This is a genomic window from Exiguobacterium sp. SH5S13, from assembly GCF_004337085.1.
In the GTDB taxonomy this organism is placed as follows: Bacteria; Bacillota; Bacilli; order Exiguobacteriales; family Exiguobacteriaceae; genus Exiguobacterium; species Exiguobacterium aurantiacum_A.
The window spans coordinates 16,019-40,564 of record NZ_SJUS01000024.1 but is presented as its reverse complement, the minus strand read 5'-3'; the positions used below and the strand labels follow the sequence as shown (position 1 = coordinate 40,564).

Genomic DNA, 24,546 nt, shown 5'->3' with positions numbered 1-24,546 from the left:
TCATGAAACGGTTCGGTCTGGTGCTCGTCGCATTACTGTTTGTACTTTCTGGGTGTAGTGATCCCTCGAAGCGGCACCCGAGTGCCTTTCAATACGAGGGCACATACGTCGGCGATATCAACGCCGTCGTCGGCATCGCCAAGACGTTGCCGATGCACGACTGTTATAAGTCGATCGAGCTGCAGACGAAAAAACGTCCCTATGGCTTGACCGTCCGTTATCATGATCCGGAGATTGAGCGCATCGAGCAGGAGCGGCTTGCCATCCGTAACGCGGCGACGTATTTCACGCTCGTACAAAATACGGAGATCGTCCGTTTCGCGTTCCCGAACCGGACGTACGCGTTCTCTCGCCCCGAGATGGAGGCGTGGCTCGGGATCGACTTCTCGACGATCGAGAAAGAAGAAGAGTTAATGGCCCGCTTGGATGAAAAAATTGGGAATGAAGAGCAAACTGAAGCGTACTTCAGACGCGTCTAAAGTGTATGGATTTTTAAATCCATGCACTTTTTTTCGATATTTTCTGAAAATTATCGGGTAAAGGGTAGATGAAAGCGTTTTCTTAGCATTATAATGGAATTAACTGAATGACTATTCATTATAAGGAGGAGAATCAATGGAAAAACCGTGGTTACAAGATTATCCAGCTGACATGCCTGAAACGATCGACTACGAGGTGAAGCCACTCTATGAGGCACTCAGCCGCGCCGCTAAAGATTTTCCGGACCGGACCGCCGTCTCGTTTATCGGCAAGGATTTGACGTTTGCCCAAATCGATGATGCGGCCCACCGTTTGGCGACGATGTTGCAGTCGAGAGGGTTGCAAAAAGGGGACCGGGTCAGCCTGATGCTCCCGAACTGCCCACAGTACGTCATCTCGTTCTACGCCGTCCTGTATGCCGGTGGGACCGTCGTCCAAACGAACCCGCTCTACACCGAGTACGAGCTTGAAAACTTGATCACCGATTCCGGCGCGAAGATCGTCATCACGCTCGACCTCCTCTATCCGAAGTCGCTCCGCGTGAAGGAGAAGACGGACATTCAAACGATCATTACGACGAGTATCGCCGACTACCTGCCATTCCCGAAAAATAAGCTGTACCCGATCAAAGTGAAACGTGAGCACAATATCGTCATCGATACGACGGGTTCGGTCGCGTTCAAGGACTTCAAAAACTTTGGACCGGTCAAGCCGATCGAGATCGACCCGAAACAAGACGTCGCCGTGCTCCAATACACGGGCGGGACGACCGGGCTGCCGAAAGGCGTCATGTTGACGCATTTCAACTTGACGGCGAACGTCGACCAAATTTCGAACTTCTTCTATAAATATAACCGCGGTGATGAGAAGCGCGTCTTGAGCGTCGTCCCGTTCTTCCACGTCTACGGCATGACATGCTGCCTCAACTTCGGGGTGGCGAACGGGTATGAACTCATCCTCGTGCCGCGCTTTGACGTCACCGACGTCTTGAAGACGATCAACAAGAAGAAACCACACTTCTTCCCAGGAGCCCCGACGATGTATGTCGGCATCTTGAACGACCCGAAACTGAAAAAGTATGACTTGTCGTCGATCGAGGCATGTATCTCAGGATCGGCACCACTCCCGGTCGAAGTGCAAGAACAGTTCGAAGACGTGACGGGCGGGCGCATCGTCGAAGGATACGGGTTGTCCGAGACGTCACCGGTGACGCACGCTAACTTCTTGTGGGATAAGCGCATTGTCGGCTCGATTGGGGTGCCGTTATCCGATACTTCTGCTAAAATTGTAAAGGCAGACGGCGAGACATTGGCCGAAGTCGGTGAGATCGGCGAAGTGTTCCTGAATGGACCGCAAGTCATGAAAGGCTACTGGCAAAAACCAGAAGAGACGGCGGCCGTCTTGAAAGATGGATGGCTCGCGACCGGTGACCTCGGCTATATGGGCGAGGACGGGTTCTTCTACATCGTCGACCGGAAGAAAGACATGATCATCGCCGGTGGCTTCAACGTCTACCCGCGCGAGATCGAAGAAGTGCTGTACGAACATCCGGCCGTCAAGGAAGCAGTCTGTATCGGTGTCCCGGACCCGTACCGCGGTGAGACGGTCAAAGCGTTCATCGTCACGCGGGACGGGGTGAATGTGACCGAAGACGAGCTCGACAAGCATTGCCGTGAGAAGCTCGCGGCGTATAAAGTACCAAAGCTGTATGAATTCCGTGACGAGTTGCCGAAGACGTTCGTTGGTAAGATCCTGCGCCGCGTCCTCGTCGACGAAGAGAAGGCGAAACAAGTGAAACAAAGCAGTTGACACCTCTCTTTGACATGATAGAATAATAAATGAATGAACCATCATTCATTTTTCTGCAGCAATAAGGAGCATGGGTGTCTATGAAAAAGAATGTATCAAAAAGTGACCGCATTATCGATGCGGCAGTAAAAGTGATCGCGGACCATGGTTATCACGGTGCAAAGGTGACAGCCATCGCCAAAGAAGCTGGTGTCGCGGACGGAACGATTTATTTGTACTTCAAAAACAAGGAGCATCTATTGATCGAGCTGTTCCAGACGAAGATGGGCCTGTTCATTGACTACTCGAAGCAACAGATCGAGCAGGAGACGACGGCAGGCGACAAGCTGTACCAGTTGATCGAGTCGCATCTCAAGCAGCTGTCGGTCGACTACGACCTCGCCGTCGTGACGCAAATCGAGCTCAGACAGTCGAACTTGGCGCTCCGCCAAAAGATCAGTGAAGTGTTGAAGCCGTATTTGAACTTGATCGATGCGGTCGTCAAGCACGGCATCGAGACCGGGGAGTTTGACCAGGACCTCGACTACCGGCTGGCGCGACAAATGATTTTCGGCACGATCGATGAAGTGGTCACGAGTTGGATGGCGAGCGGCTTCAAGTACGACTTAATGTCGACGTTACCGAAAGTACACCATATGTTAAAAAAAGGGCTTGCTTAACCGTAAGCCCTCTCGTTAGCTCAAAAAATGAATGCTGATTCATGAATGATGGGACGAACAACCTGAAGGGGGAACTGACATGAATATTTTTGTGTTGCTAAAACGTACGTTCGATACAGAGGAAGCGATCCAACTTGAGAACGGGGAGATCCAAGAAGACGGTGCCGAGTTCATCATCAACCCATATGACGAGTATGCGGTCGAGGAAGCGATCCGCAAGCGTGACGATCTCGGGGGAGAAGTCACGGTCGTGACGGTCGGACCGGACGACGCGGACAAAGAACTACGGACAGCGCTCGCGATGGGTGTGGACAGAGCGGTCCGCATCTCGATCGAGGATGACGTCGAGGACGCAGATCACGTGACAATCTCGAAAGTGCTCGCCGCATATTTGAAAGACCAAGCACCAGACCTCATCTTCGCCGGTAACGTCGCCATCGACGGCGGTAGCGGACAAGTGGCGCCGCGCGTCGCCGAGCTGCTCGACATGAACTACGTGACGACGATCACGAAGCTCGACATCAACGGCACGACGGCGACGGTCACGCGTGACGTCGAGGGGGACACGGAAGTGATTGAAGTCAACCTGCCGCTCCTCGTGACGGCGCAACAAGGCTTGAACGAACCGCGCTATCCGAGCCTTCCCGGTATCATGAAAGCGAAGAAGAAGCCGCTCGAAGAACTCGATCTCTCAGACATCGACCTCGACGAAGACGAGATCGGCGCGAAGATCGAGACGATCAAACGGTTCTTGCCGGAAGAGAAGAAAGCGGGACGTATTCTTGAAGGGGACACGTCGACACAAGTGAGCGAGCTCGTTCAACTACTTCGCACGGAAGCCAAAGTCATTTAAGGGGGACATCACATATGAAAGCTTTAGTACTCGCAGAAGCGCGCGAAGGCGCGTTACGGAACGTATCATTTGAAGCGATCGCCGCGGCGAAGCAACTGACGGACGACGTGACGGCGGTCGTCATTGGGGATAACGTCAAAGCACTCGCGACTGAACTCGGGGAGCACGGCGCAGCGCGCGTCCTCGTCATCGAAGACGAGCGACTCAAACATTACACGCCGGACGGTTACGGCCAAGTACTCCGCCAAATCATCGACCAAGAAGGACCGGATATGATTGTCCTCGGCCACACAGCACTCGGAAAAGACATCGCACCGAAACTCGCGGCCCGTCTTGACGCCGGCCTCATCAGTGACGTCGTCTCGATCGAAGGCTCGGGACGAGACGCCGAGTTCGTCCGTCCGATCTACTCGGGTAAAGCGTTCGAGAAAGTGAAGTTCAAAGATTCGGTCATGTTCTTCACGATTCGTCCGAACAACATCGACGCACTTCCACGTCAAGCGGGGGCGAGCGTGTCGGTCGAGACGCCGGCCGTCGAATTGAAAGATCTCGCCATGATCGTCAAAGAAGTCGTCCGTAAGGCGACCGGAAAAGTCGATCTCGCGGAAGCGAAAGTCATCGTCGCCGGAGGACGCGGCGTCAAGAGCGAGGACGGTTTTAAACCGCTCGAAGAGCTCGCTGAACTGCTCGGTGGCGCTGTCGGTGCTTCACGTGGAGCATGTGACGCGGACTACTGCGACTACGCACTCCAAATCGGTCAGACGGGTAAAGTCGTCACGCCGGACTTGTATATCGCCTGCGGAATCTCCGGGGCAATCCAACACTTGGCCGGGATGAGCAACGCAAAAGTCATCGTCGCCATCAACAAGGACCCGGAAGCGAGCATCTTCAGCGTAGCCGACTACGGCATCGTCGGCGACTTGTTCGACGTCGTGCCGCTCTTGACTGAAGAGTTCCGAAAACACCTCGTCAATAGCTGATGGGCATAACGTTTGGGGAAAGTTACCCTCCGTGGTATACTCTGAACATGAAATGCAAGAGAGTTCTTAATTGAACTGTCTCATCTTACTGGGGAGGTATTTACCAAATGGCTATTAAACACGCAACGACTCAAACGTTCGAACAAGAAGTGAAAGAGGGCGTCGTCCTCGTCGATTTTTGGGCAGCATGGTGTGGACCGTGCCGCATGATCGCACCGGTTCTTGAAGAACTCGATCAAGAGATGGGCGACCAAGTCCAAATCGTTAAACTCGACGTTGACGAGAACCCAGAAGTAGCGGGCGCTTTCCAAATCCAAAGCATCCCGACACTCATGATGTTCAAAGACGGACAACCTGTCTCGAAAACAATGGGCTTCCAACCAAAAGAAGCGCTTAAAGAGTTTATCGCGTCAGCAAAATAATAAACGTACAGCCGATCGGGAGACCGATCGGCTGTTTTTTGTTGGCTTCGTTAGGGAACAAGGAGTTTAGTGAGCGAGCAAAGAATAAGATAGGTTAAGGTTTACCATCGATTCGGGAGCGGCAACACGTTTGAGAGAGCTTACATATGCAATCCAAACCCAATTTTTTTTAGTCGTTTTTTGTCGACTCCCTTCATATTTAACAGTTCAGTTTTTTTTAACCATGGCTAGAAAAGCGAGAAGCTTTTATCATGGAAACAGCCTGAAAATTTAAGCTATACTCATGAGGAAGACGTGATGGCGTCAAATGAACTTAATATTTGATGTCATCGTTGTAAGACTCTGTTCGAAGGAGGAATTTTCTTGTCGGTGTTACATTTAGCTATCTTGTTGCCGCTCCTCGCGGCACCGTTCATCCCGTTTTTGTTTCGGGCGTTGAAACGGATCCATACGGGCTGGTTCGTACTGGTCGTCCCGGTGCTCCTGTTCGTCTACTTCTTCCGCTTCATCGGAATCACGAGTGCGGGAGACGTCGTGAGCGAAACGGTCGAGTGGATGCCGTCGCTCGGGATCAACTTTACCGCTTACGTGGACGGGCTTGGACTACTGTTTGCCCTCCTTATTACAGGGATCGGGGCGCTCGTCGTCCTGTATTCGATTTACTACTTGAACAAAGATAAAGAGTCGCTCGGTCACTTTTATGTGTACCTGCTTCTCTTCATGGGTGCGATGCTCGGTGTCGTCCTCTCGGATAACATGGTCGTCATGTACATGTTCTGGGAACTCACATCGATTTCGTCGTTCCTGTTGATCGGGTATTGGTATGAGAAAGAACGCTCTCGCTACGGGGCACGCAAGTCGATGCTGATCACCGTGTTCGGTGGTCTGTCAATGCTCGGCGGGATCGTCATCTTGGAGTCGATCGTCGGATCGTTCAGCATCCGCGACATGGTCGCAAATCAGGCGCTTATCGCCGAAAGTCCGTTCTTCGTCGCCGCCATGATTTTGATTTTGCTTGGGGCGTTCACGAAGTCGGCGCAATTCCCGTTCCACATCTGGTTGCCGGACGCGATGGAAGCACCGACCCCGGTCAGTGCGTACTTGCACTCGGCGACGATGGTCAAGGCCGGGCTCTACTTGGTCGCCCGGATGAGTCCGGTGTTCCAAGAATCATCGCTCTGGCTATGGATCATCGTCTCGGTCGGGACGTTCACGTTGTTCTGGGGAGCCTTCAACGCCGTCAAACAGACGGACTTGAAAGGGATACTCGCGTTCTCGACGGTCAGTCAGCTCGGTCTCATCATGTCGCTGCTCGGCCTTGGCGCCGCGGCGCTTCATTACGACGGGATCGACGACAACATCTTCATGGTCGCGACGATCGCGGCCATCTTCCACTTGATCAACCACGCCACGTTCAAAGGATCGTTGTTCATGATGGTCGGGATCGTCGACCACGAGACGGGCACACGTGACATCCGTAAGCTCGGCGGTCTCATGACCGTCATGCCGATCACGTTCACAATCGCCGTCATCGGCTCGTTGTCGATGGCAGGGTTACCGCCATTCAACGGCTTCCTCAGTAAAGAGATGTTCTTGAAGGCGACGACGAAAGTGTTCTCGATGGACTTCTTCGCGCTCGACACGATCGGGATCTTGATCCCTGTCGTCGCGTTCATCGCGAGCGTGTTCACGTTCATCTATAGCTTGATCATCTTTACACGGACGTTCATGGGGAAAGCCAAGTTCGACGAATTGCCGAAACAGCCGCACGAGGCACCAATCGGGATGCTCATCCCGCCGGCCATTTTAGCCATCCTCGTCGTCGTCCTCGGCTTCGTTCCGAACGTGTTGTCGAACTCGCTCATCAAGCCTGCCGTCGAGTCGATCTATCCGACGCTCGTCGCGAGCGGGCAAGAGGTCAAAGTCGACATCTACTTCTGGCACGGACCGACTCCAGAGCTATTTATGACGCTCGGGATTATCGCCCTCGGGACGCTCATGTTCTTCATGATCAACAAGTGGATGGGGATCTACAACCATATCCCGAACCGGCTGACGCTGAACGGCATGTACGACGGGTCGCTCGTCTGGTCGAACAAAGCGGCTTATCGCTTTAAAGACAACTACATGACCGGCTTCATCCGGTCCTACTTGATCTACATCTTCCTGTTCTTATCTGGGATGCTGTTGTTCTCGATGTACTGGTTCGACTTGTTCAACTTCTCGTTCGGCGAGATGGAGGCTGTCGCGCCGTATGAATATGTGCTCGGGGCGGTCATCATTTTGGCGGCGCTCGCGATTCTGTTCATGGGTTCACGCCTGCCATCGATCATCTTGCTCGGGGTCATCGGCTATTCGGTCGCCTTGTTCTTCGTGTTCTTCGGAGCGCCGGATCTCGCTTTGACGCAGCTCGTCATCGAGACGGTATCGGTCGCCTTGTTCTTGCTCGTGTTCTATCACATGCCGGAGATCAGCAGAAAAGAAGTTCGCGTCAAATTTAAAGTGGAGAACGCGATCGTGTCGGTCATCGTCGGGGTGACGGTCATGTTGCTCAGCTTCATGGCACTGTCGAACCGGTCGGTGTCTTCGATCTCTGAGTATTATAAAGAGAACGTCTACGACTTAGCAGCCGGGAAGAACATGGTCAACGTCGTCCTTGTCGACTTCCGGGGCTTTGATACGCTGTTCGAGATCGTCGTCCTCGCCGTTGCGGCAATCGGGATCTATACGATGATTAAATTTAGAACGACAGAACGCACGAAAGGAGCACATGAACATGAATCGGAAAAATGATCAAGTGAATGACGTCATCTTACAGACGGCCGCGGTGATCATCTTCTTCATCATCATCATGTTTTCAATCAACCTATTCTTCGCCGGGCACTATTCGCCAGGCGGCGGGTTTGTCGGTGGATTGATGACGGCTGCTGCTCTCGTGTTGTTACTGCTCGCGTTCGACTCGAAGACGCTTGCGAACGTCTTACCGTTCGACTATCGGATCATGACGGCACTCGGTCTTGTCATTGCGATGCTAACATCGCTCCACAGCATCTTTTGGAATCGTCCGTTCCTGACACACGCTTATGACAAGTTCGATTTGCCGCTCCTTGGTGAACAGACGCTTCACACGGCCATCGCCTTTGACTTAGGCGTCTACCTTGTGGTCATCGGTGTGACGATGACGATCATTCAAACGATTGGAGAGAGTGAATAATGGAAATCTTCGTTAGCATCATCATCGGGGTACTGACGATGAGCGCGGTCTACATGATTCTCTCAAAGAGTTTGTTGCGCATCATTATCGGTACCGGCCTGCTCAGTCACGCAGCCCACTTGCTCGTCTTGACGATGGGTGGACTGAAGACGGGAGCGGCACCTGTCCTCGTCGACGGGGTCACGGAATATACCGACCCGCTGCCGCAAGCGCTCGTCTTGACGGCGATCGTCATCAGCTTCGGTGTGACGGCGTTCTTCTTGGTACTCGCTTATCGGGCGTACCAGGAGTTGACCACGGATAATATTGAGGAAATGAAAGGAACGGAATCGAATGATTAACTTACCGATCTTTCCGATTGTCATCCCTGCACTTGCAGCCGTCATCCTGATGTTCGCACCGAAACAGGTACGCCTACAACGTGTGATGGCACTCGGGGCTTTACTTGTCACGTTCGCGGTATCGGTGTTGCTCGTCTTCACCGTATCGCAAGACGGTATCTTGACCGTCAACCTCGGGAATTGGCCCGCACCGTTCGGAATCACGCTCGTCTCGGATATGTTGTCGGCGCTTCTCGTCACAACATCGACGTTGATCGTGTTCTTCATCGTCTGGTTTGCGACGCATTATTTCTCGGACGCTTATGAATCGAACTACGTGTACGTCGCGATGTTATTTTTACTCGTCGGTGTCAACGGCGCCTTCACGACGGGCGATATTTTCAACTTGTTCGTCTTCTTTGAAGTCTTCCTCATCTCTTCGTACGTCTTGATCGTACTCGGTGGGAAAGGCGTCCAGTTGCGCGAGTCGATCAAATACTTGCTCGTGAACGTCATCGCGTCGGCGCTGTTCGTCATGGCCGTCGCACTTCTTTACGGCGTCGTCGGGACGCTCAGTCTCGCTGACTTGGCCCAGAAGATCCCGCTCGTCGAAAATCAAAACGTCATCACCGTCATCGGTGTCTTGTTCGTCATCGTCTTCGGTATGAAAGGGGCGCTTGTCCCGTTGCACTACTGGCTGCCTGGATCGTACGTCGTTGCCCCGACGCCGATCCTCGCCATGTTCGGTGCCTTGCTCACGAAAGTCGGCGTCTATTCGATCTTACGGACGTACACGCTCTTGTTCGACACGGGGTCGTTCATGCAGACGTTCTTGATCGTGCTCGCCGTGCTGACGATCGTCATCGGGATGACCGGGGCGATCGCCTATAACGATGTGAAGTTGATCATCATCTACAACATCATGATCGCGGTCGGCGTCATCCTTTACGGGATCGCCCTCAATACGCAGACGTCGCTTGAAGGGGCGCTCTACTATTTGATTCACGACATGCTCATCAAGGCCGCCTTGTTCATGCTTGTCGGGATGATGATCGGGATCACCGGTTCCGGTCAACTTCGCGACATGGGTGGATTGATCACCCGGTTCCCGCTGTTCGGATGGACGTTCTTCATCGCCGCGTTGTCACTCGCCGGCATTCCGCCGCTCAGTGGCTTCTTCGGTAAATTGTTGATCGTTCAAGGCGGGGTGGCCGACGGCGACTTGTTCGGCCCGCTGCTCATCTTGCTGTCGAGCTTGTTCGTCTTGTTCTCGGTCATTAAGATTTTCCTCTATGGGTTCTGGGGAGAAGAGAGACGCGTCTATGACGGTCCGCTCGTCCCGTATACGAACCGACTCATCGTGCCGACGTTGTTACTCGTCGCAGTGGCCGTCGCGTACGGATTCGGGGCCGAGGCGATGCATCCGTTCATTACCCAGGCAATCGAACCGCTCGTCGAACCGGAAATCTACATCGATGCCGTGATTAAGGAGTGATTTAGACATGGCTTACCAACTACTCATCAACTTTTTCTTGGCGTTCATCTGGATGTTCTTCTCCGGTACGTTCACGACGAGCGGGTTTCTCATCGGTTACTTGCTCGGACTGCTCGTCATCTTTATGATGCGGCGGTTCTTCAAATCTGAAGGTACGGGCTTTTACTTCACACGTGTGATCAAGCTGTTCAAGCTGTTCTTGATTTTCGCACGTGAGCTCGTCATGGCGAACTTCGAGGTGTTACGTCTCGTCTTGAGCCCGAAATTGAAGATTCAACCTGGTATCTTCCGATATGAAACGTCACTGCGCACGGGTTGGAAAATCAGCCTGTTGTCGATGCTGATCTCGCTCACCCCAGGGACGCTCGTCGTCCAAGTCTCGAAAGATAATAAAATACTTTATATCCACGCGCTCAACATGCCGGATAAAGAGGCGCTCAAACGCGACATCTACAATAACTTTGAATCAACCATTAAGGAGGCGACGGAATGAGCATATTAGATATTTTAATTTACATTGCGCTCGCCATTCTCTTGCTTGCCATGCTCGGCATGTTGTATCGGGTCATCAAAGGGCCGACGACGGCTGACCGTGTCATCGCGCTCGATTCGATCGGGATCGCGTTGATCTCGGTCGTCGCGCTGTTGTCGATCTTGCTCGACACGACGATATTCTTCGAGGTTATTCTTTTGCTCAGCATCCTCGCCTTCATCGGTACGGTGGCGTTCTCGAAATTCTTAGAGAGAGGGGAGATCATTCATCATGACCGCGACAACGATCTTTGATATATTGACCGGCGTTTTCACGATCATCGGAGTGTTCTTCACGGTCGTTGCGGCGATCGGCCTCATCCGTTTGCCGGACGTCTATTCGCGGACGCACGCGGCATCGAAGTCGGCGACGCTCGGCGTCATGTTCGTCTTGTTCGCGGCGGTGCTCCACGTCTGGGTCGACCAACGTATCTTCGACGCACGTCTCTTGCTCGGTTTGTTCTTCGTCTTGTTGACCGCACCTGTCGGCGGACACTTGCTCGCCCGGGCGGCTCACGCTAAAGGCGTCCCGCTCTGGGAGAAGTCGTTACAGGACGCGCTCAAAGAAGATAAAGAAAAAGGGATCGAATGACGAAAGGCTCTTCCATACGACATGGAAGAGCCTTTTTTTTACATCAAGTGCGTCAAATCAGAGGCGGACGTCGGATAGGCGAACTCTAAGTGCTTAACGTGTTGATGGCTGATATTGTTTTGTATAATGAACGAGAACAAGTTGATAAGCTCGGGCGCGTGTTGCCCGATCAAGTGAGCGCCGATGACGTGGCCGTCTTTGCTGAGCAAGACGCGCGAGAAGGCGGTCGCGTCATTGACCCGTTCATACGTAAGAAAGTGGGATATGTCATTATCCCTGCATTCATAGTCGATCCCGAGCGATTTCGCCTCGTCGACCGTCAGACCGACTTTGGCGATTGGCGGCGTCGTGAACACGACCGTCGGGGCCGGACGCTCCGGCAACGGACGTGTGTTGTTCCGCAACAGGTTAAGGGCGGCGATCCGTCCTTCTTGCCCGGCAAACGGGGTCAGCGCCGGGTTCGGGCTTTTGGCGACGTCGCCGGCCGCATAGACGTTTGCATTCGTCGTCTGTAAATAGTCGTTGACGGTGATCCCGTCCTTGTCCGCCTCGATGCCGGCCGCATCCAACCGCAGCCGCTCGATGCTCGGGATACGCCCCGTGGCGTTAAGGACGAGTCCTTCTAGGGTAGAGTCATCTGATAATGTCAAGATGTTCCCGTCGAGCTTGACGGGCTCGAGCCCGAACCGGACGTCGACGCCGATGTGGACCGTCTCATCGATGAGCCGCTTCACAATTTTTCGGTCGAACTGTTTAAGCGCCCGCGACCGGATGAGGAGCGTGACAGCGCTGCCGAACCGGCGGAGAATGTGCGCGAACTCGAACGCGATATATCCGGCACCGACGATGGTGATCCGCTCGGGCACGTCCTCGAGGTCGAACACGTCGTCGCTCGTGATGGCGCCGCCTCCGCCCGGGATGTCGAGCGGGCGCGGGATTTGGCCGGTCGCGATCAAAAACTGATGCGCCGAGATCTCATGGCCTTCGATGACGATCGAGTCTTCATCAATAAAGTGGGGCTCGCCCTCGTATAAGTCGATGTCATCTTCTTTCCACTTGTGCATCTTCGTCGTCGGGATGGCGAAGCGGTATTCATCGACACGGCGCTTGAAGGCGTGCCAGTCGAGCGTGATGTCTCCTTTGACGCCGAGCGGTTTCATGCGTTCGACTTTGGCGATGAGTTCCGCCCCTTCCGCGAGCATCTTTTTCGGATCGCACCCGCGTTGTGGGCACGTCCCGCCGAACGTCCAATTCTCGACGATGGCAATCCGTTTACCGGCGTCGCGTAAAATGTTCGCGGCTTGGCTCGCTGCCGGACCGCTGCCGATGATGATTACGTCATATCGTTTCATCAAAAACCCTCCCTCTGAGACTACACCAATTTTTTCCCGTCTTGGAGGAAGCTAAACTGAGGTGATAAAATTTGAGTCAAACTGACCACATTAAACATAAATTGGCGCTGCTCCCGGACGACCCAGGCTGTTACTTGCATAAAAACGAGTATGGCGAGGTCGTCTACGTCGGGAAAGCGAAAAACTTAAAGAACCGCGTCCGCTCGTACTTTACCGGGGCACACGACATTAAGACGATGCGTCTCGTCGCCGAGATCCGTGACTTCGAATATATCGTCACGGCGAGCGAGCTCGAGGCGCTCTTGCTCGAGATGACGCTCATTAAAAAGCATGACCCGAAATACAACATCCGGTTGAAAGACGACAAGTCGTATCCGTATATTAAAGTCACGAACGAGCCGTACCCGCGGCTGCTCACGACGCGGAAGCTGAAACGGGACGGGGGCCATTACTTCGGCCCTTACCCGAACGCCTACGCCGCCAACGAGACGAAACGGTTGCTCGACAAGCTGTATCCGCTCCGGAAATGTCAGCCGATGCCACGGAAGCTCTGTCTGTACTACCACATCGGCCAATGTCTCGGACCGTGTGAACTCGCGGTCGACACCGACGAGCAGAAGTCGATCGTCCAAGAGATTCGCCGTTTCTTGAACGGGGAGACGAGCGAGACGCTCGCCAAGCTCCAAGTCGATATGCACCGGGCGGCCGAGGACATGCAGTTCGAGCGGGCGGCCGAGCTCCGCGATCAGATCCGGGCCGTCGAATCGATCATGAACAAACAGAACATGATCACGGCCGACCCGACGGCGCGCGACGTCTTCGGCTATACGCTCGACCGCGGCTGGATGTGCGTCCAAGTGTTCTATATGCGCGGCGGCAAGCTGATCGAACGCGACGTCTCGCTGTTCCCGCTCCACGGGGAACCGTCAGAAGAACTCGAGAGCTTCATCGTCCAGTTCTATGAGCAGAACGTGTTGCCGAAAGAAGTGCTCGTCCCGGAGATCGTCCGCATCGATCTATTGAACGAGGCGCTCGGGACGAAAGTGATGCAACCGAAACGCGGGGCGAAACGACAGTTGCTCGAGCTCGCGACGAAGAACGCGAGCATCGCCTTGAACGAGAAGTTCGAGCTGCTTGCGCGCGATGAAGAACGGACGTTGCTCGCGATGCGTGAGCTCGGTGAGGCGATCGGCATCCCGAACTTATCTCGCGTCGACATCATCGATAACGCCAACATCCAAGGGGCTGACGCCGTCTCGGCGCTCGTCGTCTTCGAGGACGGCAAGCCGCTCAAAAAAGAATACCGGAAGTACAAGATCCGGACCGTCCAAGGACCGGACGATTACGAGACGATGCGTGAAGTCGTCCGCCGCCGTTTCCGACGGCTGTTGACCGAGGAGAAACGTCTGCCGGATCTTTTATTGATCGATGGGGGACTCGGCCAGTTAAACGCCGCCCTTGACGTGTTGCAGAACGAGTTCGGCCTCGATTTGCCGGTCGGCTCGCTGAAGAAGGATGACCGCCACCGGACGAGCCAGCTTCTGTTCGGCGAAGGCGGCGATGTCGTCGAATTGAACTCGCGGTCAAGCGCGTTCTATCTGCTCCAGCGGATGCAAGACGAGGTTCACCGCTTCGCCATCACGTTCCACCGCAGCTTGCGGACGAAGAAGATGACGCAGTCGGTACTCGACGATATCCCGGGTGTCGGACCGAAGCGGCGTCAGCAACTGATCCGTCATTTCGGGTCGATGAAACAGATCCGCCTCGCCTCGCTCGAACAGTTGAAAGAAGCGGGGTTACCTGAGAAGCTCGCCGAGATCGTGCTCGAGCATGTGCACGAGGAGACGGACGAATGAGAGAGAGTGTGTCGCAAGCGATTCCTGCAATCGCCCGTCCTGTCGTCGCGGCATTCATTAAACGCGTGCACAAGATCGTATTTCCCCTTGAGCACCTGTATTTACATGGGTCCATCGCGATGGGAGGGTTTCATCCGGAACATAGTGATCTTGATTTTTTGATTGTCACAAGCCGTCCGCTGTCTCCTGAGGAGAAGCTGGCACTGACGCGTCTTTGTCTCGTGACATCAAACGAGCCATATCCAATCGAGCTGAGCGTACTCACGGTTCGTGATTTGACCGCCTGGCGACATCCGAGTCCATTCGATTTTCACTATAGCGAAGGATGGCGTACGCGCTTCGAGTCGGCGCTTCGGAACCGGGGCGTGGCGATGCTCCAATCAGGGATGACCGACCCAGACTTGGCGGCTCATGTGCGAGTCACATGTGAAAGAGGTCTCGTCCTCTATGGCGAAGCGCTCAAGGATGTGATTGTCGGCTTCAAGGAAGCAGATTATATGGACGCTCTTATGTGCGATGCAAACGACTGTCTCGACTCGATTCATGACACGCCGGTGTATAGCGTGCTCAATCTTACCCGCGTTTTGGCATACTGCTCAGATCGCCTCGTGTTATCGAAACAGGAAGCACTCGACTGGGCGAGCCACAGGAAGTTTCCGTCAGATTATGTCCAGACACTCAAGAAAGCTTCGGTGTCTTATGCGGGTGGTGAAATCTACTTTTCCGCAAACGAGTTGGATGCGTTCCGCGAATTTGCACACCGGAAACTCCAAGCTATATGAAGAAGAGCCGATGCGGTCGCATCGGCTCTTCTTATTCGTACGTATCTTTTCGGTCTAACTGGACGGTGATGTGGACGGTCTGACGCCCCGGATCGGCATAGCCTTCGGCGACGCATTGGAAACGACCGGCAATCTGTTCGGCCAAAAAACCAGCCTCGAGCTGGTAATATCCGTTCGCTTTCTCTTGGGTCGCAGGCGGCGGAGTGAGTTCAAACACGAACTTGCTCTCTTTTTCTTTCACGAGCGTCAACTGCCCCCAACCGGCTTCCGAAAAGAACGCGGTCAGTTCTTCATTCGGCATCGTCGGGAATTTGCGGGCGACCCGTTTCCCGGACCAATAGATGACTTGGGCGTAATCGTCTCCAAGCAAATCTGTCAACACATAGTCGCGAAGCAGTTCGATCGCGAAAGTGGGTTGGCTCATCGTTTCCATTTTTCTTCCATCACTCCAATCTCTCTATACTATTATAACGACCAATTTGGATTTGGTCACCGGGTATTTTCTAAAAGAATGTGGGACAAATCGGCTAGGTTATCTTGTCATACAAATTTCACAAGAGTAGAATAGGAGACATAAAGCTATATTTACATTTGAAAACGCTTTTATTTACAAAACGAGCCAAGGGCTCGTGAAAAGGGGGAACTAGAATGGCAGCGCGTCGTGACTATTTCAGTCGTAAAGTCCATTCGCTACTTGGGGTCATTCCAATCGGTCTGTTTTTGATCGTCCATTTGTCGGTCAACTACTATATCGTCGATGGGGTGGAGTCGTTCAACAAGGCAGCAAAATTTATGGAGAGCTTACCGTACTTGTACTTCCTTGAAGTGACAATCATTGCTTTGCCGATGATTTTCCATGGTGTGTACGGCGTGTATTACGCCTTCCTCGGTTCGGTCAACACGAACCGATACTCGTACGCGCGGAACTGGATGTACATGATTCAACGCTTCACGGGTGTATTCCTCGTCATCTTCATCGCGTGGCACGTTTGGGAAACGCGCTTGGCGAAGTTGCGTGGCGTCGAGGTCAATGCGGAGATGATGCAAAACATCGTCGACAACCCGCTCATGCTCATCTTCTACATAGTCGGGATCCTCTCGGCTACGTTCCACTTCGCGAACGGTCTCTGGTCGTTTGCCATCACGTGGGGAATCACACAGTCGCCGCGTTCACAACACTTCATGAGCTACGTCTCTGGAGCTGTGTTCTTGGCACTATCTTTTGTCGGCATCCGTTCAATCTTGACGTTCGCGGGCATCTTGTAATAGGGGGAAATGTATATGGCAAATCAAAGTTTGATCGTCATCGGTGGCGGTCTGGCTGGACTCATGGCGACAATCAAGTCGGCAGAGATGGGTGTTCCGGTTAAACTATTCTCGCTTGTACCGGTCAAGCGTTCACATTCAGTTTGTGCTCAAGGTGGTATCAACGGAGCCGTCAACACGAAAGGGGAAGGGGATTCTACTTGGCAACACTTCGATGACACGGTTTACGGCGGGGACTTCCTTGCCAACCAACTGCCAGTCCAAAAGATGGCGGAAGCGGCACCGAAAATCATCCACATGTTCGACCGGATGGGCGTCATGTTCAACCGGACGCCGGAAGGTCTGCTCGACTTCCGCCGCTTCGGGGGCACGCTCTATCATCGGACGGCTTACGCCGGCGCGACGACAGGGCAACAGCTCTTGTACGCGCTAGACGAACAAGTCCGTCGCTTCGAGGCGCAAGGTCTCGTCGAGAAATATGAGGGCTGGGAGTTTCTCCGTGCCATCGTCGACGAAACGGGTATTTGCCGCGGTGCGGTCTGTCAGGATTTACGCTCGATGGAAATTAAAGCGTTCCCATCGGATGCGGTCATCCTCGCGACAGGCGGCCCAGGTGTCATCTTCGGCAAATCGACGAACTCGGTCATCAACACAGGGCAAGCGGCCGGAGCGGTTTACCGCCAAGGTGCCGTCTACGCCAACGGGGAGTTCATCCAAATCCACCCGACGGCGATCCCAGGGGACGACAAGCTTCGGCTCATGAGTGAGTCGGCGCGTGGAGAAGGCGGACGTGTTTGGACATACAAAGACGGAAAACCTTGGTACTTCCTTGAAGAGAAGTATCCGGACTACGGCAACCTCGTACCGCGTGATATCGCGACACGTGAGATTTTCGAAGTCTGCGTCAACCAAAAGCTCGGCGTCAACGGCGAGAACATGGTCTATCTCGATTTGTCGCATAAAGATTCGAAAGAACTCGACATCAAGCTCGGCGGTATTCTTGAAATTTATGAGAAGTTCGTCGGCGACGATCCGCGTAAAGTACCGATGAAGATCTTCCCGGCCGTTCACTATTCGATGGGCGGACTATGGGTCGACTACGATCAAATGACGAACATCCCAGGGCTGTTCGCAGCCGGCGAGTGTGACTATTCGATGCACGGGGCGAACCGTCTCGGCGCGAACTCACTCTTGTCTGCTGTGTACGGCGGGATGGAGGCCGGTCCTGCGGCGGTCAACTATATGCGCGGTCTTGACCAAGCGACCGAGAGCGTGCCAGAAGCGCTCTTCAACTTCAACGAACGTGAAGAAATCGAGCGGTTCAATGACATCCTCGCGATGGAAGGTACGGAGAACGCCTACCAGATTCACCGGGAACTCGGCGAACTCATGACTGACAACGTCACGGTCGTTCGTTACAACGATAAGCTCGAAGCGACAGACTTGAAGCTACGCGAGCTACGCGAACGCTTCAACAACATCTCAGCGACCGATACGGCGCGCTGGAGCAACCAAGGTGCCTCGTTCATCCGTCAACTCGACCACATGCTCGACCTCGCGCGCGTCATCACGCTCGGCGCCCTTAAACGCGACGAGAGCCGTGGCGCTCATTACAAACCGGACTTCCCGGAACGGAATGACGAGTTGTTCATGAAGACGACGATGGCACGTTACAACGAAGGGGAAGTCGATATCTCGTTTGAAGAGATCGACGTTTCGTTAATCCCGCCACGTAAACGGGATTACTCGAAGAAAGGGGCGAAGACGAAATGACGACGCCGATGCAGTCTGAGCATAAAGATATTCGTTTTATCATCGAACGCCAGGACGGTCCGGATCAAGCGACCTACTCGGAAGAGTTCTCGGTCCCATATCGTCCGAACATGAACGTCATCTCGGCGCTCATGGAGATCCGCCGCAACCCGGTCAACGCCGAAGGCAACAAGACGACACCGATCAACTGGGATATGAACTGTCTCGAGGAAGTGTGCGGCGCTTGTTCGATGATCATCAACGGCAAGCCGCGCCAGTCGTGTACGGCGCTCGTCGATAAACTCGAGCAGCCGATCCGCCTTGCTCCGATGAAGACGTTCCCGGTCATCCGTGATCTTCAAGTCGACCGTCAGCGCATGTTCGACGCTTTGAAAAAAGTGAAGGCATGGGTACCAATCGATGGCACGTACGACCTCGGTCCAGGGCCGCGGATGCCAGAGAACAAACGTCAATGGGCGTATGAACTATCGAAATGTATGACGTGCGGTGTCTGCCTCGAGGCTTGCCCGAACGTCAACGACAAGTCGAGCTTCATCGGCCCGGCCGCGATCTCACAAGTCCGTCTCTTCAACTCGCATCCGACCGGCGCTTTCCACGCGGAAGAACGTCTCGAAGCGCTCATGGAAGACGGGGGCATCATGCAGTGCGGAAACGCACAAAACTGTGTCGAAGTTTGTCCGAAAGGCATTCCGCTCACGACGTCAATCGCCGCGATGAACCGTCAGACGACGCTTCACTCGTTCAAACAGTTCTTCGGCAGCGACAAAGGTCGTACCGGTTCTGCGGTCGAGGCGTAACGTTTGTCGATGCCAAAGTATTTTCGGGAACCCGGTTGGGAAACGCGTGTCAGGTCAGGAATCGAGCTCGACGTCAAAGTCCGCTTTTCGGAGTGCGACCCGTACGGCCATATGAATAACACGATCCCGTTCATCTATTTTGAGGATGCGCGGATTGAGCTGCTCGAAGCGACAGGATTTTCCTTGAAAGACGGCTTCGTCGTCGTGGCAGACGCCCAGTGCGATTACGTCCGACAAGTGATGCCGCGGCAACTGTTGAAAGTGTATGCCAATGTCTTGACGGTCGGAAACACTTCATGTGATATTCATTACGGCGCATATGATGGAGATCAACTCATGTTCGCGGGCCGTACGAGCCTCGTGCATTTGTCAAAAGCCGGTCGCCCGGCCGAATGGACTCCAGAATATAAAAATCGCTTGCAGAATTTTTGCGAATCCGCTATCATTTGATAATGAGTTCACAAACAAAAATTTCTGCCGGTTCGCCTGCAGAATTCAGATTTGAAGGGAGACTATCACGTCATGGAAAAAACATTCACAGTCGTTGCTGATTCAGGAATCCACGCTCGTCCAGCTACTCAGTTGGTCAACACAGCTTCTAAGTTCCAATCAGATATCAACCTTGAGTACAACGGTAAGACAGTTAACTTGAAGTCGATCATGGGTGTACTTTCACTCGGAATCGCTAAAGATTCAACAATCAAGATCACTGCAGCAGGAGACGATGCAGAAGAAGCGGTTAACACGCTTTCTGACATGCTCACTAGCGAAGGTCTTGCTCAGTAATTCGGGCAACGGACGAGGCGGCCAATCGGCTACCTCGTCTTTTTTTGTTTGTCATGACACCGTTTCTTTTTTGGATACGGCTTTTTTGGTAAGATAGATGGGAATGGAAGTGATATTCATGAAACGAGCGATTGGAGTACTCGATTCAGGTGTTGGCGGTTTGACCGTGGTCAAAGAACTGATCCGCCAGCTGCCGAAAGAAGAAATCATCTATATCGGCGACACGGAGCGCTGTCCGTATGGGCCGCGCCCGCACGATGAGATTGAAGCATATACGTGGGAATTGATTGAATTCCTATTAGAGAAAGACGTCAAGATGATCGTCATCGCCTGCAACACGGCGACGGCCGTCGTCTTGAAAGAAGCGCGCAAACGCCTCAACATCCCGGTCATCGGTGTCATCGACCCGGGCGCCCGGGCTGCCGTCAAAGGCACGCGCAACAAACATATCGGTGTTATCGGCACGAAGATGACGGTCGAAAGCAATTCGTACGAGACGGCGCTCCGTCACGTCGCGGGCGAGATTGATGTCTATTCGCTCGCTTGCCCGCCGTTCGTCCCGCTCGTCGAAGCGGGCGAACTGAGCGGCGAACGCGTCCGGTCGATCGTCGCCGAGACGATCCTGCCGCTCCAAGCTTCGGAGATGGACACGCTCATCCTCGGGTGCACCCATTATCCGTTGCTTGCGCCGGTCATCCAAGACGTCGTCGGACCCGATGTCCATTTGATTTCGTCAGGTGATGAGACGGCGCTCGAAGTGGCGGCGATCCTTGATTTTAAAGAACTTGAGAACGATTTGGATACCGTCCCGACGCATCAGTTTTATGCGACCGGGGATGTCGCCATCTTCAACCGATTGGCGACAGAGTGGCTTGGCCAACCCGTGAAAGCGGAGAAAGTAGAGGTGTCTGGTGTCGATGCGTAACGAAAGACAACATGATGAACTGCGGACCGTTGAGATCATTCCGCACGTGAACAAACATGCCGAAGGCTCGGTCTTGATCTCGATCGGGGACACGAAAGTGATCTGTACGGCGACGGTCGAAGAACGCGTCCCGAACTTCCTGCGCGGGAAGAAACAGGGCTGGATAAACGCGGAGTACGCGATGCTGCCACGGGCGACGGGTAACCGGACCGTCCGGGAATCCGTTCGCGGTAAGCAGACAGGACGGACGATGGAGATTCAACGGTTGATTTCGCGTTCACTCCGTTCGGTTGTCGATTTGAACAGACTCGGCGAACGGACGATCTGGATCGATTGTGACGTCATCCAAGCAGATGGCGGCACACGGACAGCGTCGATCACAGGGGGTTTTTGTGCGCTCGTGCTCGCGGTCGACGCGCTCATCCGTCAAGGCAAGCTCGGCGACACGCCGATCAAAGAAGGCGTCGCCGCCATCTCGGTCGGTCGGACGAACGAGCTGTTGCTCGACTTGAACTATGAAGAAGATGCGGCGGCCGAAGTTGACATGAACGTCGTCATGACGGCGAGCGGACGCTTCGTCGAAGTGCAAGGCACGGGTGAAGAAGCGACGTTCACGCTGCAAGAAATGAATGAGATGCTACAGATGGCCCAAGGTGGGATCGAGACGCTGTTCAAAGCAGCAGAAGACGCGCTCGGTGCCTCATGGTGGTATGTCGGGGAACAAATGGAGGAAACGATATGAAACTGATTGTCGCGACACGCAACAAAGGGAAAGTGGTTGAAATCGAAGGGATGCTCACGCCGCTCGGCTTTGAAGTCGAGTCGCTCTTGGACTATCCGGATGCACCGGAAACGGATGAGACGGGCACGACGTTCGAAGCGAACGCCGAACTGAAAGCGACCGAGGCGGCCCGTTACTTTGGGCACGCCGTCCTCGCCGACGACTCGGGGCTTGAAGTCGATGCGCTCGACGGTGCCCCAGGTGTCTATTCGGCCCGCTTCGCCGGTCCTGAGAAGTCGGACGCGGCGAACAACGCGCTCCTGCTCGAGAAGTTGAACGGGGCGAACGACCGCTCGGCCCGCTTCGTCTGCGCACTCTGCCTCGCCAAACCGACAGGCGAGACGTTGACGGTGCGCGGGGCAATCGAAGGCACGATCGGCTATGCGCCTCACGGGGAAAATGGATTCGGTTACGACCCGCTCTTTATCGTCCCGTCGCTCCATAAGACGGCAGCAGAGCTCGAGCGTGACGAAAAGGCGGCGGTCAGTCACCGCGGTCAGGCGTTAAGAAAACTAGAGGCAGAAATCATTCCATTTATGAAAGGTTGAGGTGTATGCGTTTTCTCGTAGTCAGTGACAGTCACGGATTGACAGACGAACTATCGACTATCTTTACTCGGCATGAAACTGAGATTGAGGACGCGTTTCATTGCGGCGACTCCCAGCTCGCGCTCGTCGACGAGCACTTGCTGCCGTATCGGACCGTCCGCGGGAACTGTGACTTCGGGGGCGACTTGCCGCTCGAACGGGTCGAAGAGACGCCTGAAGGCACGGTTTTAATCGTCCACGGCCATCACCATGACGTGAAGTTCGATTTGAACCGGTTGCGTTATCGGGCCGAGGAAATCGGGGCGAACGTCGTCTTGTACGGCCACTCGCACGTGGCCGGGGCCGTCATCGAAGACGGTGTGCTCTACGTGAACCCTGGCTCGATCCGGATGCCGCGCGGACGCTCGGACAAGACGTACGCGTTGATCGACCTTGACGCCGGTCAGGCAGCGGTCCGGTTTTACCGGTCGGAGGACGGGACGCACGTCGAAGATTTAGACTTGTCCGGACAACTTTGAACAAAACAGAAAGAACCAATTGACAGCAAAGCATTTTTCTATTATAGTTTTCTTGTCAATGTCCCAATAGCTCAGCTGGATAGAGCAACGCCCTTCAAGACAAATAGGAGCCTTTATAGGGAAACAGAAACCTATAGAGTGGACGACACTATATCGGTGAAGCCTTAACAGATCATGCTGATGGTAATACCGAGGAAACTTACGATCTCTTCTGAAGGAGTAGTGATACTTATGTATCATCACACGAAGAACAAAGGAGATTTAGGCGTTTTAAAGGCTCAAGCAGATTTATGTGAGAAAGGTTATATGATTTTAACTCCTCTTACGGAACATTCCTCGTTTGATTTAGTTGCCTATAAAGACAATGTTTTCAAACGGGTACAAGTTAAGTATCGAGCGTTAAATTCAAAAGGTGTGTTAGAAGTAAGATTCAGCTCATCTTATAGTACGGCAAACGGAGTAATGACAAACATCGTAGATAAGCGAGAAATTGATGTCTATTGTGTCTATTGTCCTCAAACAGATGCCTGTTACTATTTTGACCCGTCTCTATTCAACAAATCAATTGCTTTGAGGGTAGAAACACCGAAGAATAATCAAAAGCAGAATGTATTGTTCGCTTGTGATTATCGTGAGGTTCCGTAGAGACTACACGTGTCGCACCTGAAATGGTGAAGATATAGTCCAGACTACAAACAACATGCGTTGGTGGCGAAAGCCATGGTGGTAAGCTAAGGCGTCGGTCGGGGGTTCGAATCCCTCTTGGGACACTTCCATTTAAAATAGAGATAGCCTCCACGGAGGTTGTCTCTTTTTTCGTTTTCCGGGGTATTGATTGACAACGCAGCAATTCCTAAGGAAGATGGAGATGGATGGAAGAAAGGGTGTGTGAAGATGGAAAAAGAGCGGGAGTACCCGTTTCCAGGGAACTGGTCGCGGCTGCAGAAGATGATTCAAGAAGCGGACGCGGCCGGGGAGCGGCAACGGGTCGAGCCGATCCTATGGGATTGGTACGCGGCCGTCAAAGGCGATCAGTTTATTTTCATGGAAATTTTTCAATGTTTGATGGAGCGTCCGGAAGAGCCGGAAACGCTTGAAAAACTCGAAGAACTCGTCACGACGCAGATTCATGAGGCAGAAGAACCGGCAGCCGGCGGGCTTCAAATTGCCCAGTACTACATCATGCGTGACCAACCTTTCGAGGCGGCACACTGGATCCATCAATATTTAGAGTGGCAAGACAAGGCCGATCAAGTGAACACCCAAGCTTACCAAGTGCTCCAAGTACTTAAGATGACCGAGTTTCCGGCGGCCATCGCCAAACTGAAACGGACGGTTCATCGTGGCAGTGTCGGGGAACAGATTGAACTGCTCGAGCACGTCCATTTCAATATCGATGACGTACTCGACAACGTATTGAAGGGACTGCTCCTTGAAGATCGCCCGAAATTGATGAAGCTGATCGTGCTCGAAAAAGCGTTCGAAGAACTGTCCGTCATCGAATGGGTCGACCTCGAAACGCATCATCGGCTGACGCAGGCAGAGGCACAGGTGAAGATGGACGAATGGGAGCATGTGGTCCACGATTTGCAGAAGGCCGTCAAAGGCGACGAAATCGCGACGCAACTGCTCATGAACTACATGTATACGCACTATCCGTTCACACCGGGTGAGGCATCTGAAATCGAAACAGCCGTCGTGAGAGCGAAAGCAGCGATCCTGAACGATGAAGGAACAGACGGGCTCGCGGCTGAAATTTTAGAGGCGGATATCCGTTTCACGCAAGCGTTTCTAGACTAAATCCTTG

The 24,546-nt window shown here is 53.6% G+C and carries 28 protein-coding genes; 26 read left to right on the top strand and 2 right to left on the bottom strand.

The annotated features are described in order from the left end of the window. Window positions 1–2 precede the first annotated feature (2 nt). The 13 genes from EVJ30_RS12050 (at window position 3) to mnhG (ending at window position 11,355) form a co-directional block, all read left to right on the top strand. Window positions 3–479 carry a DUF4825 domain-containing protein gene (locus tag EVJ30_RS12050; protein WP_131469277.1) on the top strand — a complete coding sequence of 159 codons (477 nt, stop codon included), beginning with the start codon at window positions 3–5 and terminating at the stop codon, window positions 477–479. Window positions 480–615: 136 nt separating this feature from the next. Then, on the top strand, window positions 616–2,289 hold the full coding sequence (locus EVJ30_RS12045) for an AMP-binding protein (RefSeq protein ID WP_131469275.1): 1,674 nt from the start codon (window positions 616–618) through the stop codon (window positions 2,287–2,289). Window positions 2,290–2,369: 80 nt separating this feature from the next. Next, window positions 2,370–2,948: a fatty acid metabolism transcriptional regulator FadR gene (locus EVJ30_RS12040; protein ID WP_070327744.1), complete on the top strand. Its 579-nt coding sequence runs from the start codon at window positions 2,370–2,372 to the stop codon at window positions 2,946–2,948. Window positions 2,949–3,027: 79 nt separating this feature from the next. Next, window positions 3,028–3,801 (top strand): electron transfer flavoprotein subunit beta/FixA family protein, encoded by a 774-nt coding sequence (locus EVJ30_RS12035; RefSeq protein ID WP_070327743.1) that lies wholly within the window; start codon window positions 3,028–3,030, stop codon window positions 3,799–3,801. Window positions 3,802–3,815: 14 nt separating this feature from the next. Beyond that, window positions 3,816–4,781 carry an electron transfer flavoprotein subunit alpha/FixB family protein gene (locus EVJ30_RS12030; protein WP_131457438.1) on the top strand — a complete coding sequence of 322 codons (966 nt, stop codon included), beginning with the start codon at window positions 3,816–3,818 and terminating at the stop codon, window positions 4,779–4,781. A 107-nt stretch (window positions 4,782–4,888) separates the two neighbouring features. Further along, a complete protein-coding gene (gene trxA / locus EVJ30_RS12025) occupies window positions 4,889–5,203 on the top strand; it encodes a thioredoxin (protein WP_070327741.1) in 315 nt (104 codons plus the stop codon). A gap of 363 nt (window positions 5,204–5,566) precedes the next feature. Beyond that, on the top strand, window positions 5,567–7,996 hold the full coding sequence (locus EVJ30_RS12020; RefSeq protein WP_131469273.1) for a Na+/H+ antiporter subunit A: 2,430 nt from the start codon (window positions 5,567–5,569) through the stop codon (window positions 7,994–7,996). Then, a complete protein-coding gene (locus EVJ30_RS12015) occupies window positions 7,980–8,417 on the top strand; it encodes a Na(+)/H(+) antiporter subunit B (RefSeq protein ID WP_131469271.1) in 438 nt (145 codons plus the stop codon). Before EVJ30_RS12020 ends, EVJ30_RS12015 begins: the two co-directional genes overlap by 17 nt. Beyond that, window positions 8,417–8,758 carry a Na(+)/H(+) antiporter subunit C gene (locus EVJ30_RS12010; RefSeq protein ID WP_131469269.1) on the top strand — a complete coding sequence of 114 codons (342 nt, stop codon included), beginning with the start codon at window positions 8,417–8,419 and terminating at the stop codon, window positions 8,756–8,758. The genes EVJ30_RS12015 and EVJ30_RS12010 overlap by 1 nt, the downstream gene beginning before the upstream one ends. Then, complete coding sequence (locus EVJ30_RS12005) at window positions 8,751–10,232, top strand: Na+/H+ antiporter subunit D (RefSeq protein ID WP_131469267.1); 1,482 nt, start codon at window positions 8,751–8,753, stop codon at window positions 10,230–10,232. Before EVJ30_RS12010 ends, EVJ30_RS12005 begins: the two co-directional genes overlap by 8 nt. Window positions 10,233–10,239: 7 nt before the next feature. Beyond that, a complete protein-coding gene (locus EVJ30_RS12000; protein WP_131465514.1) occupies window positions 10,240–10,725 on the top strand; it encodes a Na+/H+ antiporter subunit E in 486 nt (161 codons plus the stop codon). Then, window positions 10,722–11,018: a Na(+)/H(+) antiporter subunit F1 gene (locus EVJ30_RS11995; protein ID WP_201738315.1), complete on the top strand. Its 297-nt coding sequence runs from the start codon at window positions 10,722–10,724 to the stop codon at window positions 11,016–11,018. Before EVJ30_RS12000 ends, EVJ30_RS11995 begins: the two co-directional genes overlap by 4 nt. After that, the gene (gene mnhG, locus EVJ30_RS11990; RefSeq protein ID WP_016510023.1) at window positions 10,996–11,355 is read left to right on the top strand and encodes a monovalent cation/H(+) antiporter subunit G; all 360 of its coding nucleotides are present in this window, start codon (window positions 10,996–10,998) and stop codon (window positions 11,353–11,355) included. The genes EVJ30_RS11995 and mnhG overlap by 23 nt, the downstream gene beginning before the upstream one ends. A gap of 38 nt (window positions 11,356–11,393) precedes the next feature. On the opposite strand, the gene EVJ30_RS11985 is transcribed toward mnhG, so the two are convergent. Further along, window positions 11,394–12,707, bottom strand: coding sequence for a dihydrolipoyl dehydrogenase family protein (locus EVJ30_RS11985; RefSeq protein ID WP_131469265.1), 1,314 nt, complete (start codon window positions 12,705–12,707; stop codon window positions 11,394–11,396). Window positions 12,708–12,778: 71 nt separating this feature from the next. Between EVJ30_RS11985 and uvrC the strand changes: the two genes are divergently transcribed. Then, window positions 12,779–14,563, top strand: coding sequence for an excinuclease ABC subunit UvrC (gene uvrC / locus EVJ30_RS11980; protein WP_131469263.1), 1,785 nt, complete (start codon window positions 12,779–12,781; stop codon window positions 14,561–14,563). Further along, a complete protein-coding gene (locus EVJ30_RS11975) occupies window positions 14,560–15,345 on the top strand; it encodes an aminoglycoside adenylyltransferase domain-containing protein (protein WP_131457422.1) in 786 nt (261 codons plus the stop codon). Before uvrC ends, EVJ30_RS11975 begins: the two co-directional genes overlap by 4 nt. 31 nt (window positions 15,346–15,376) lie before the next feature. Here the strand turns inward: EVJ30_RS11975 and EVJ30_RS11970 are convergent, their stop codons facing one another. Next, the gene (locus tag EVJ30_RS11970) at window positions 15,377–15,769 is read right to left on the bottom strand and encodes a YslB family protein (RefSeq protein WP_236635484.1); all 393 of its coding nucleotides are present in this window, start codon (window positions 15,767–15,769) and stop codon (window positions 15,377–15,379) included. Window positions 15,770–15,993: 224 nt separating this feature from the next. On the opposite strand from EVJ30_RS11970, the gene EVJ30_RS11965 reads away from it, so the two are divergent. From EVJ30_RS11965 to EVJ30_RS11915, 11 genes are all read left to right on the top strand, one after another. After that, complete coding sequence (locus EVJ30_RS11965) at window positions 15,994–16,611, top strand: succinate dehydrogenase cytochrome b558 subunit (RefSeq protein WP_070327733.1); 618 nt, start codon at window positions 15,994–15,996, stop codon at window positions 16,609–16,611. Window positions 16,612–16,626: 15 nt separating this feature from the next. After that, window positions 16,627–18,384, top strand: coding sequence for a succinate dehydrogenase flavoprotein subunit (gene sdhA / locus EVJ30_RS11960; RefSeq protein ID WP_131457418.1), 1,758 nt, complete (start codon window positions 16,627–16,629; stop codon window positions 18,382–18,384). Window positions 18,385–18,392: 8 nt separating this feature from the next. Beyond that, entirely contained in the window at window positions 18,393–19,181 is a 789-nt protein-coding gene (sdhB, locus tag EVJ30_RS11955; RefSeq protein ID WP_201738323.1) for a succinate dehydrogenase iron-sulfur subunit, read from the top strand. A gap of 9 nt (window positions 19,182–19,190) precedes the next feature. Beyond that, entirely contained in the window at window positions 19,191–19,631 is a 441-nt protein-coding gene (locus EVJ30_RS11950; RefSeq protein WP_131469259.1) for an acyl-CoA thioesterase, read from the top strand. A gap of 72 nt (window positions 19,632–19,703) precedes the next feature. Then, on the top strand, window positions 19,704–19,967 hold the full coding sequence (locus EVJ30_RS11945; protein ID WP_021066838.1) for a phosphocarrier protein HPr: 264 nt from the start codon (window positions 19,704–19,706) through the stop codon (window positions 19,965–19,967). Window positions 19,968–20,085: 118 nt separating this feature from the next. After that, window positions 20,086–20,892, top strand: a complete 807-nt coding sequence (gene racE / locus EVJ30_RS11940) for a glutamate racemase (protein ID WP_131469257.1) — start codon at window positions 20,086–20,088, stop codon at window positions 20,890–20,892. After that, the gene (gene rph, locus EVJ30_RS11935; protein WP_131457410.1) at window positions 20,885–21,634 is read left to right on the top strand and encodes a ribonuclease PH; all 750 of its coding nucleotides are present in this window, start codon (window positions 20,885–20,887) and stop codon (window positions 21,632–21,634) included. Before racE ends, rph begins: the two co-directional genes overlap by 8 nt. Beyond that, the gene (locus EVJ30_RS11930) at window positions 21,631–22,221 is read left to right on the top strand and encodes an XTP/dITP diphosphatase (RefSeq protein WP_131457408.1); all 591 of its coding nucleotides are present in this window, start codon (window positions 21,631–21,633) and stop codon (window positions 22,219–22,221) included. Before rph ends, EVJ30_RS11930 begins: the two co-directional genes overlap by 4 nt. 5 nt (window positions 22,222–22,226) lie before the next feature. Next, window positions 22,227–22,739, top strand: coding sequence for a metallophosphoesterase family protein (locus EVJ30_RS11925; protein WP_131457406.1), 513 nt, complete (start codon window positions 22,227–22,229; stop codon window positions 22,737–22,739). A gap of 231 nt (window positions 22,740–22,970) precedes the next feature. Further along, window positions 22,971–23,384 (top strand): group I intron-associated PD-(D/E)XK endonuclease, encoded by a 414-nt coding sequence (locus tag EVJ30_RS11920; RefSeq protein ID WP_131469254.1) that lies wholly within the window; start codon window positions 22,971–22,973, stop codon window positions 23,382–23,384. A gap of 249 nt (window positions 23,385–23,633) precedes the next feature. After that, window positions 23,634–24,539, top strand: coding sequence for a hypothetical protein (locus tag EVJ30_RS11915; RefSeq protein WP_131457402.1), 906 nt, complete (start codon window positions 23,634–23,636; stop codon window positions 24,537–24,539). Window positions 24,540–24,546: the final 7 nt, after the last annotated feature.

Bases quoted from the DNA above. Each gene is read 5' to 3' on its own strand.
- EVJ30_RS12050 (WP_131469277.1), top strand. From the start codon at position 3: ATGAAACGGTTCGGTCTGGTGCTCGTCGCATTACTGTTTGTACTTTCT.
- EVJ30_RS12045 (WP_131469275.1), top strand. From the start codon at position 616: ATGGAAAAACCGTGGTTACAAGATTATCCAGCTGACATGCCTGAAACG.
- EVJ30_RS12040 (WP_070327744.1), top strand. From the start codon at position 2,370: ATGAAAAAGAATGTATCAAAAAGTGACCGCATTATCGATGCGGCAGTA.
- EVJ30_RS12035 (WP_070327743.1), top strand. From the start codon at position 3,028: ATGAATATTTTTGTGTTGCTAAAACGTACGTTCGATACAGAGGAAGCG.
- EVJ30_RS12030 (WP_131457438.1), top strand. From the start codon at position 3,816: ATGAAAGCTTTAGTACTCGCAGAAGCGCGCGAAGGCGCGTTACGGAAC.
- trxA (WP_070327741.1), top strand. From the start codon at position 4,889: ATGGCTATTAAACACGCAACGACTCAAACGTTCGAACAAGAAGTGAAA.
- EVJ30_RS12015 (WP_131469271.1), top strand. From the start codon at position 7,980: ATGAATCGGAAAAATGATCAAGTGAATGACGTCATCTTACAGACGGCC.
- EVJ30_RS12010 (WP_131469269.1), top strand. From the start codon at position 8,417: ATGGAAATCTTCGTTAGCATCATCATCGGGGTACTGACGATGAGCGCG.
- EVJ30_RS12005 (WP_131469267.1), top strand. From the start codon at position 8,751: ATGATTAACTTACCGATCTTTCCGATTGTCATCCCTGCACTTGCAGCC.
- EVJ30_RS12000 (WP_131465514.1), top strand. From the start codon at position 10,240: ATGGCTTACCAACTACTCATCAACTTTTTCTTGGCGTTCATCTGGATG.
- EVJ30_RS11995 (WP_201738315.1), top strand. From the start codon at position 10,722: ATGAGCATATTAGATATTTTAATTTACATTGCGCTCGCCATTCTCTTG.
- mnhG (WP_016510023.1), top strand. From the start codon at position 10,996: ATGACCGCGACAACGATCTTTGATATATTGACCGGCGTTTTCACGATC.
- EVJ30_RS11985 (WP_131469265.1), bottom strand. From the start codon at position 12,707: ATGAAACGATATGACGTAATCATCATCGGCAGCGGTCCGGCAGCGAGC.
- EVJ30_RS11975 (WP_131457422.1), top strand. From the start codon at position 14,560: ATGAGAGAGAGTGTGTCGCAAGCGATTCCTGCAATCGCCCGTCCTGTC.
- EVJ30_RS11970 (WP_236635484.1), bottom strand. From the start codon at position 15,769: ATGAGCCAACCCACTTTCGCGATCGAACTGCTTCGCGACTATGTGTTG.
- EVJ30_RS11965 (WP_070327733.1), top strand. From the start codon at position 15,994: ATGGCAGCGCGTCGTGACTATTTCAGTCGTAAAGTCCATTCGCTACTT.
- sdhA (WP_131457418.1), top strand. From the start codon at position 16,627: ATGGCAAATCAAAGTTTGATCGTCATCGGTGGCGGTCTGGCTGGACTC.
- sdhB (WP_201738323.1), top strand. From the start codon at position 18,393: ATGCAGTCTGAGCATAAAGATATTCGTTTTATCATCGAACGCCAGGAC.
- EVJ30_RS11950 (WP_131469259.1), top strand. From the start codon at position 19,191: ATGCCAAAGTATTTTCGGGAACCCGGTTGGGAAACGCGTGTCAGGTCA.
- EVJ30_RS11945 (WP_021066838.1), top strand. From the start codon at position 19,704: ATGGAAAAAACATTCACAGTCGTTGCTGATTCAGGAATCCACGCTCGT.
- racE (WP_131469257.1), top strand. From the start codon at position 20,086: ATGAAACGAGCGATTGGAGTACTCGATTCAGGTGTTGGCGGTTTGACC.
- rph (WP_131457410.1), top strand. From the start codon at position 20,885: ATGCGTAACGAAAGACAACATGATGAACTGCGGACCGTTGAGATCATT.
- EVJ30_RS11930 (WP_131457408.1), top strand. From the start codon at position 21,631: ATGAAACTGATTGTCGCGACACGCAACAAAGGGAAAGTGGTTGAAATC.
- EVJ30_RS11925 (WP_131457406.1), top strand. From the start codon at position 22,227: ATGCGTTTTCTCGTAGTCAGTGACAGTCACGGATTGACAGACGAACTA.
- EVJ30_RS11920 (WP_131469254.1), top strand. From the start codon at position 22,971: ATGTATCATCACACGAAGAACAAAGGAGATTTAGGCGTTTTAAAGGCT.
- EVJ30_RS11915 (WP_131457402.1), top strand. From the start codon at position 23,634: ATGGAAAAAGAGCGGGAGTACCCGTTTCCAGGGAACTGGTCGCGGCTG.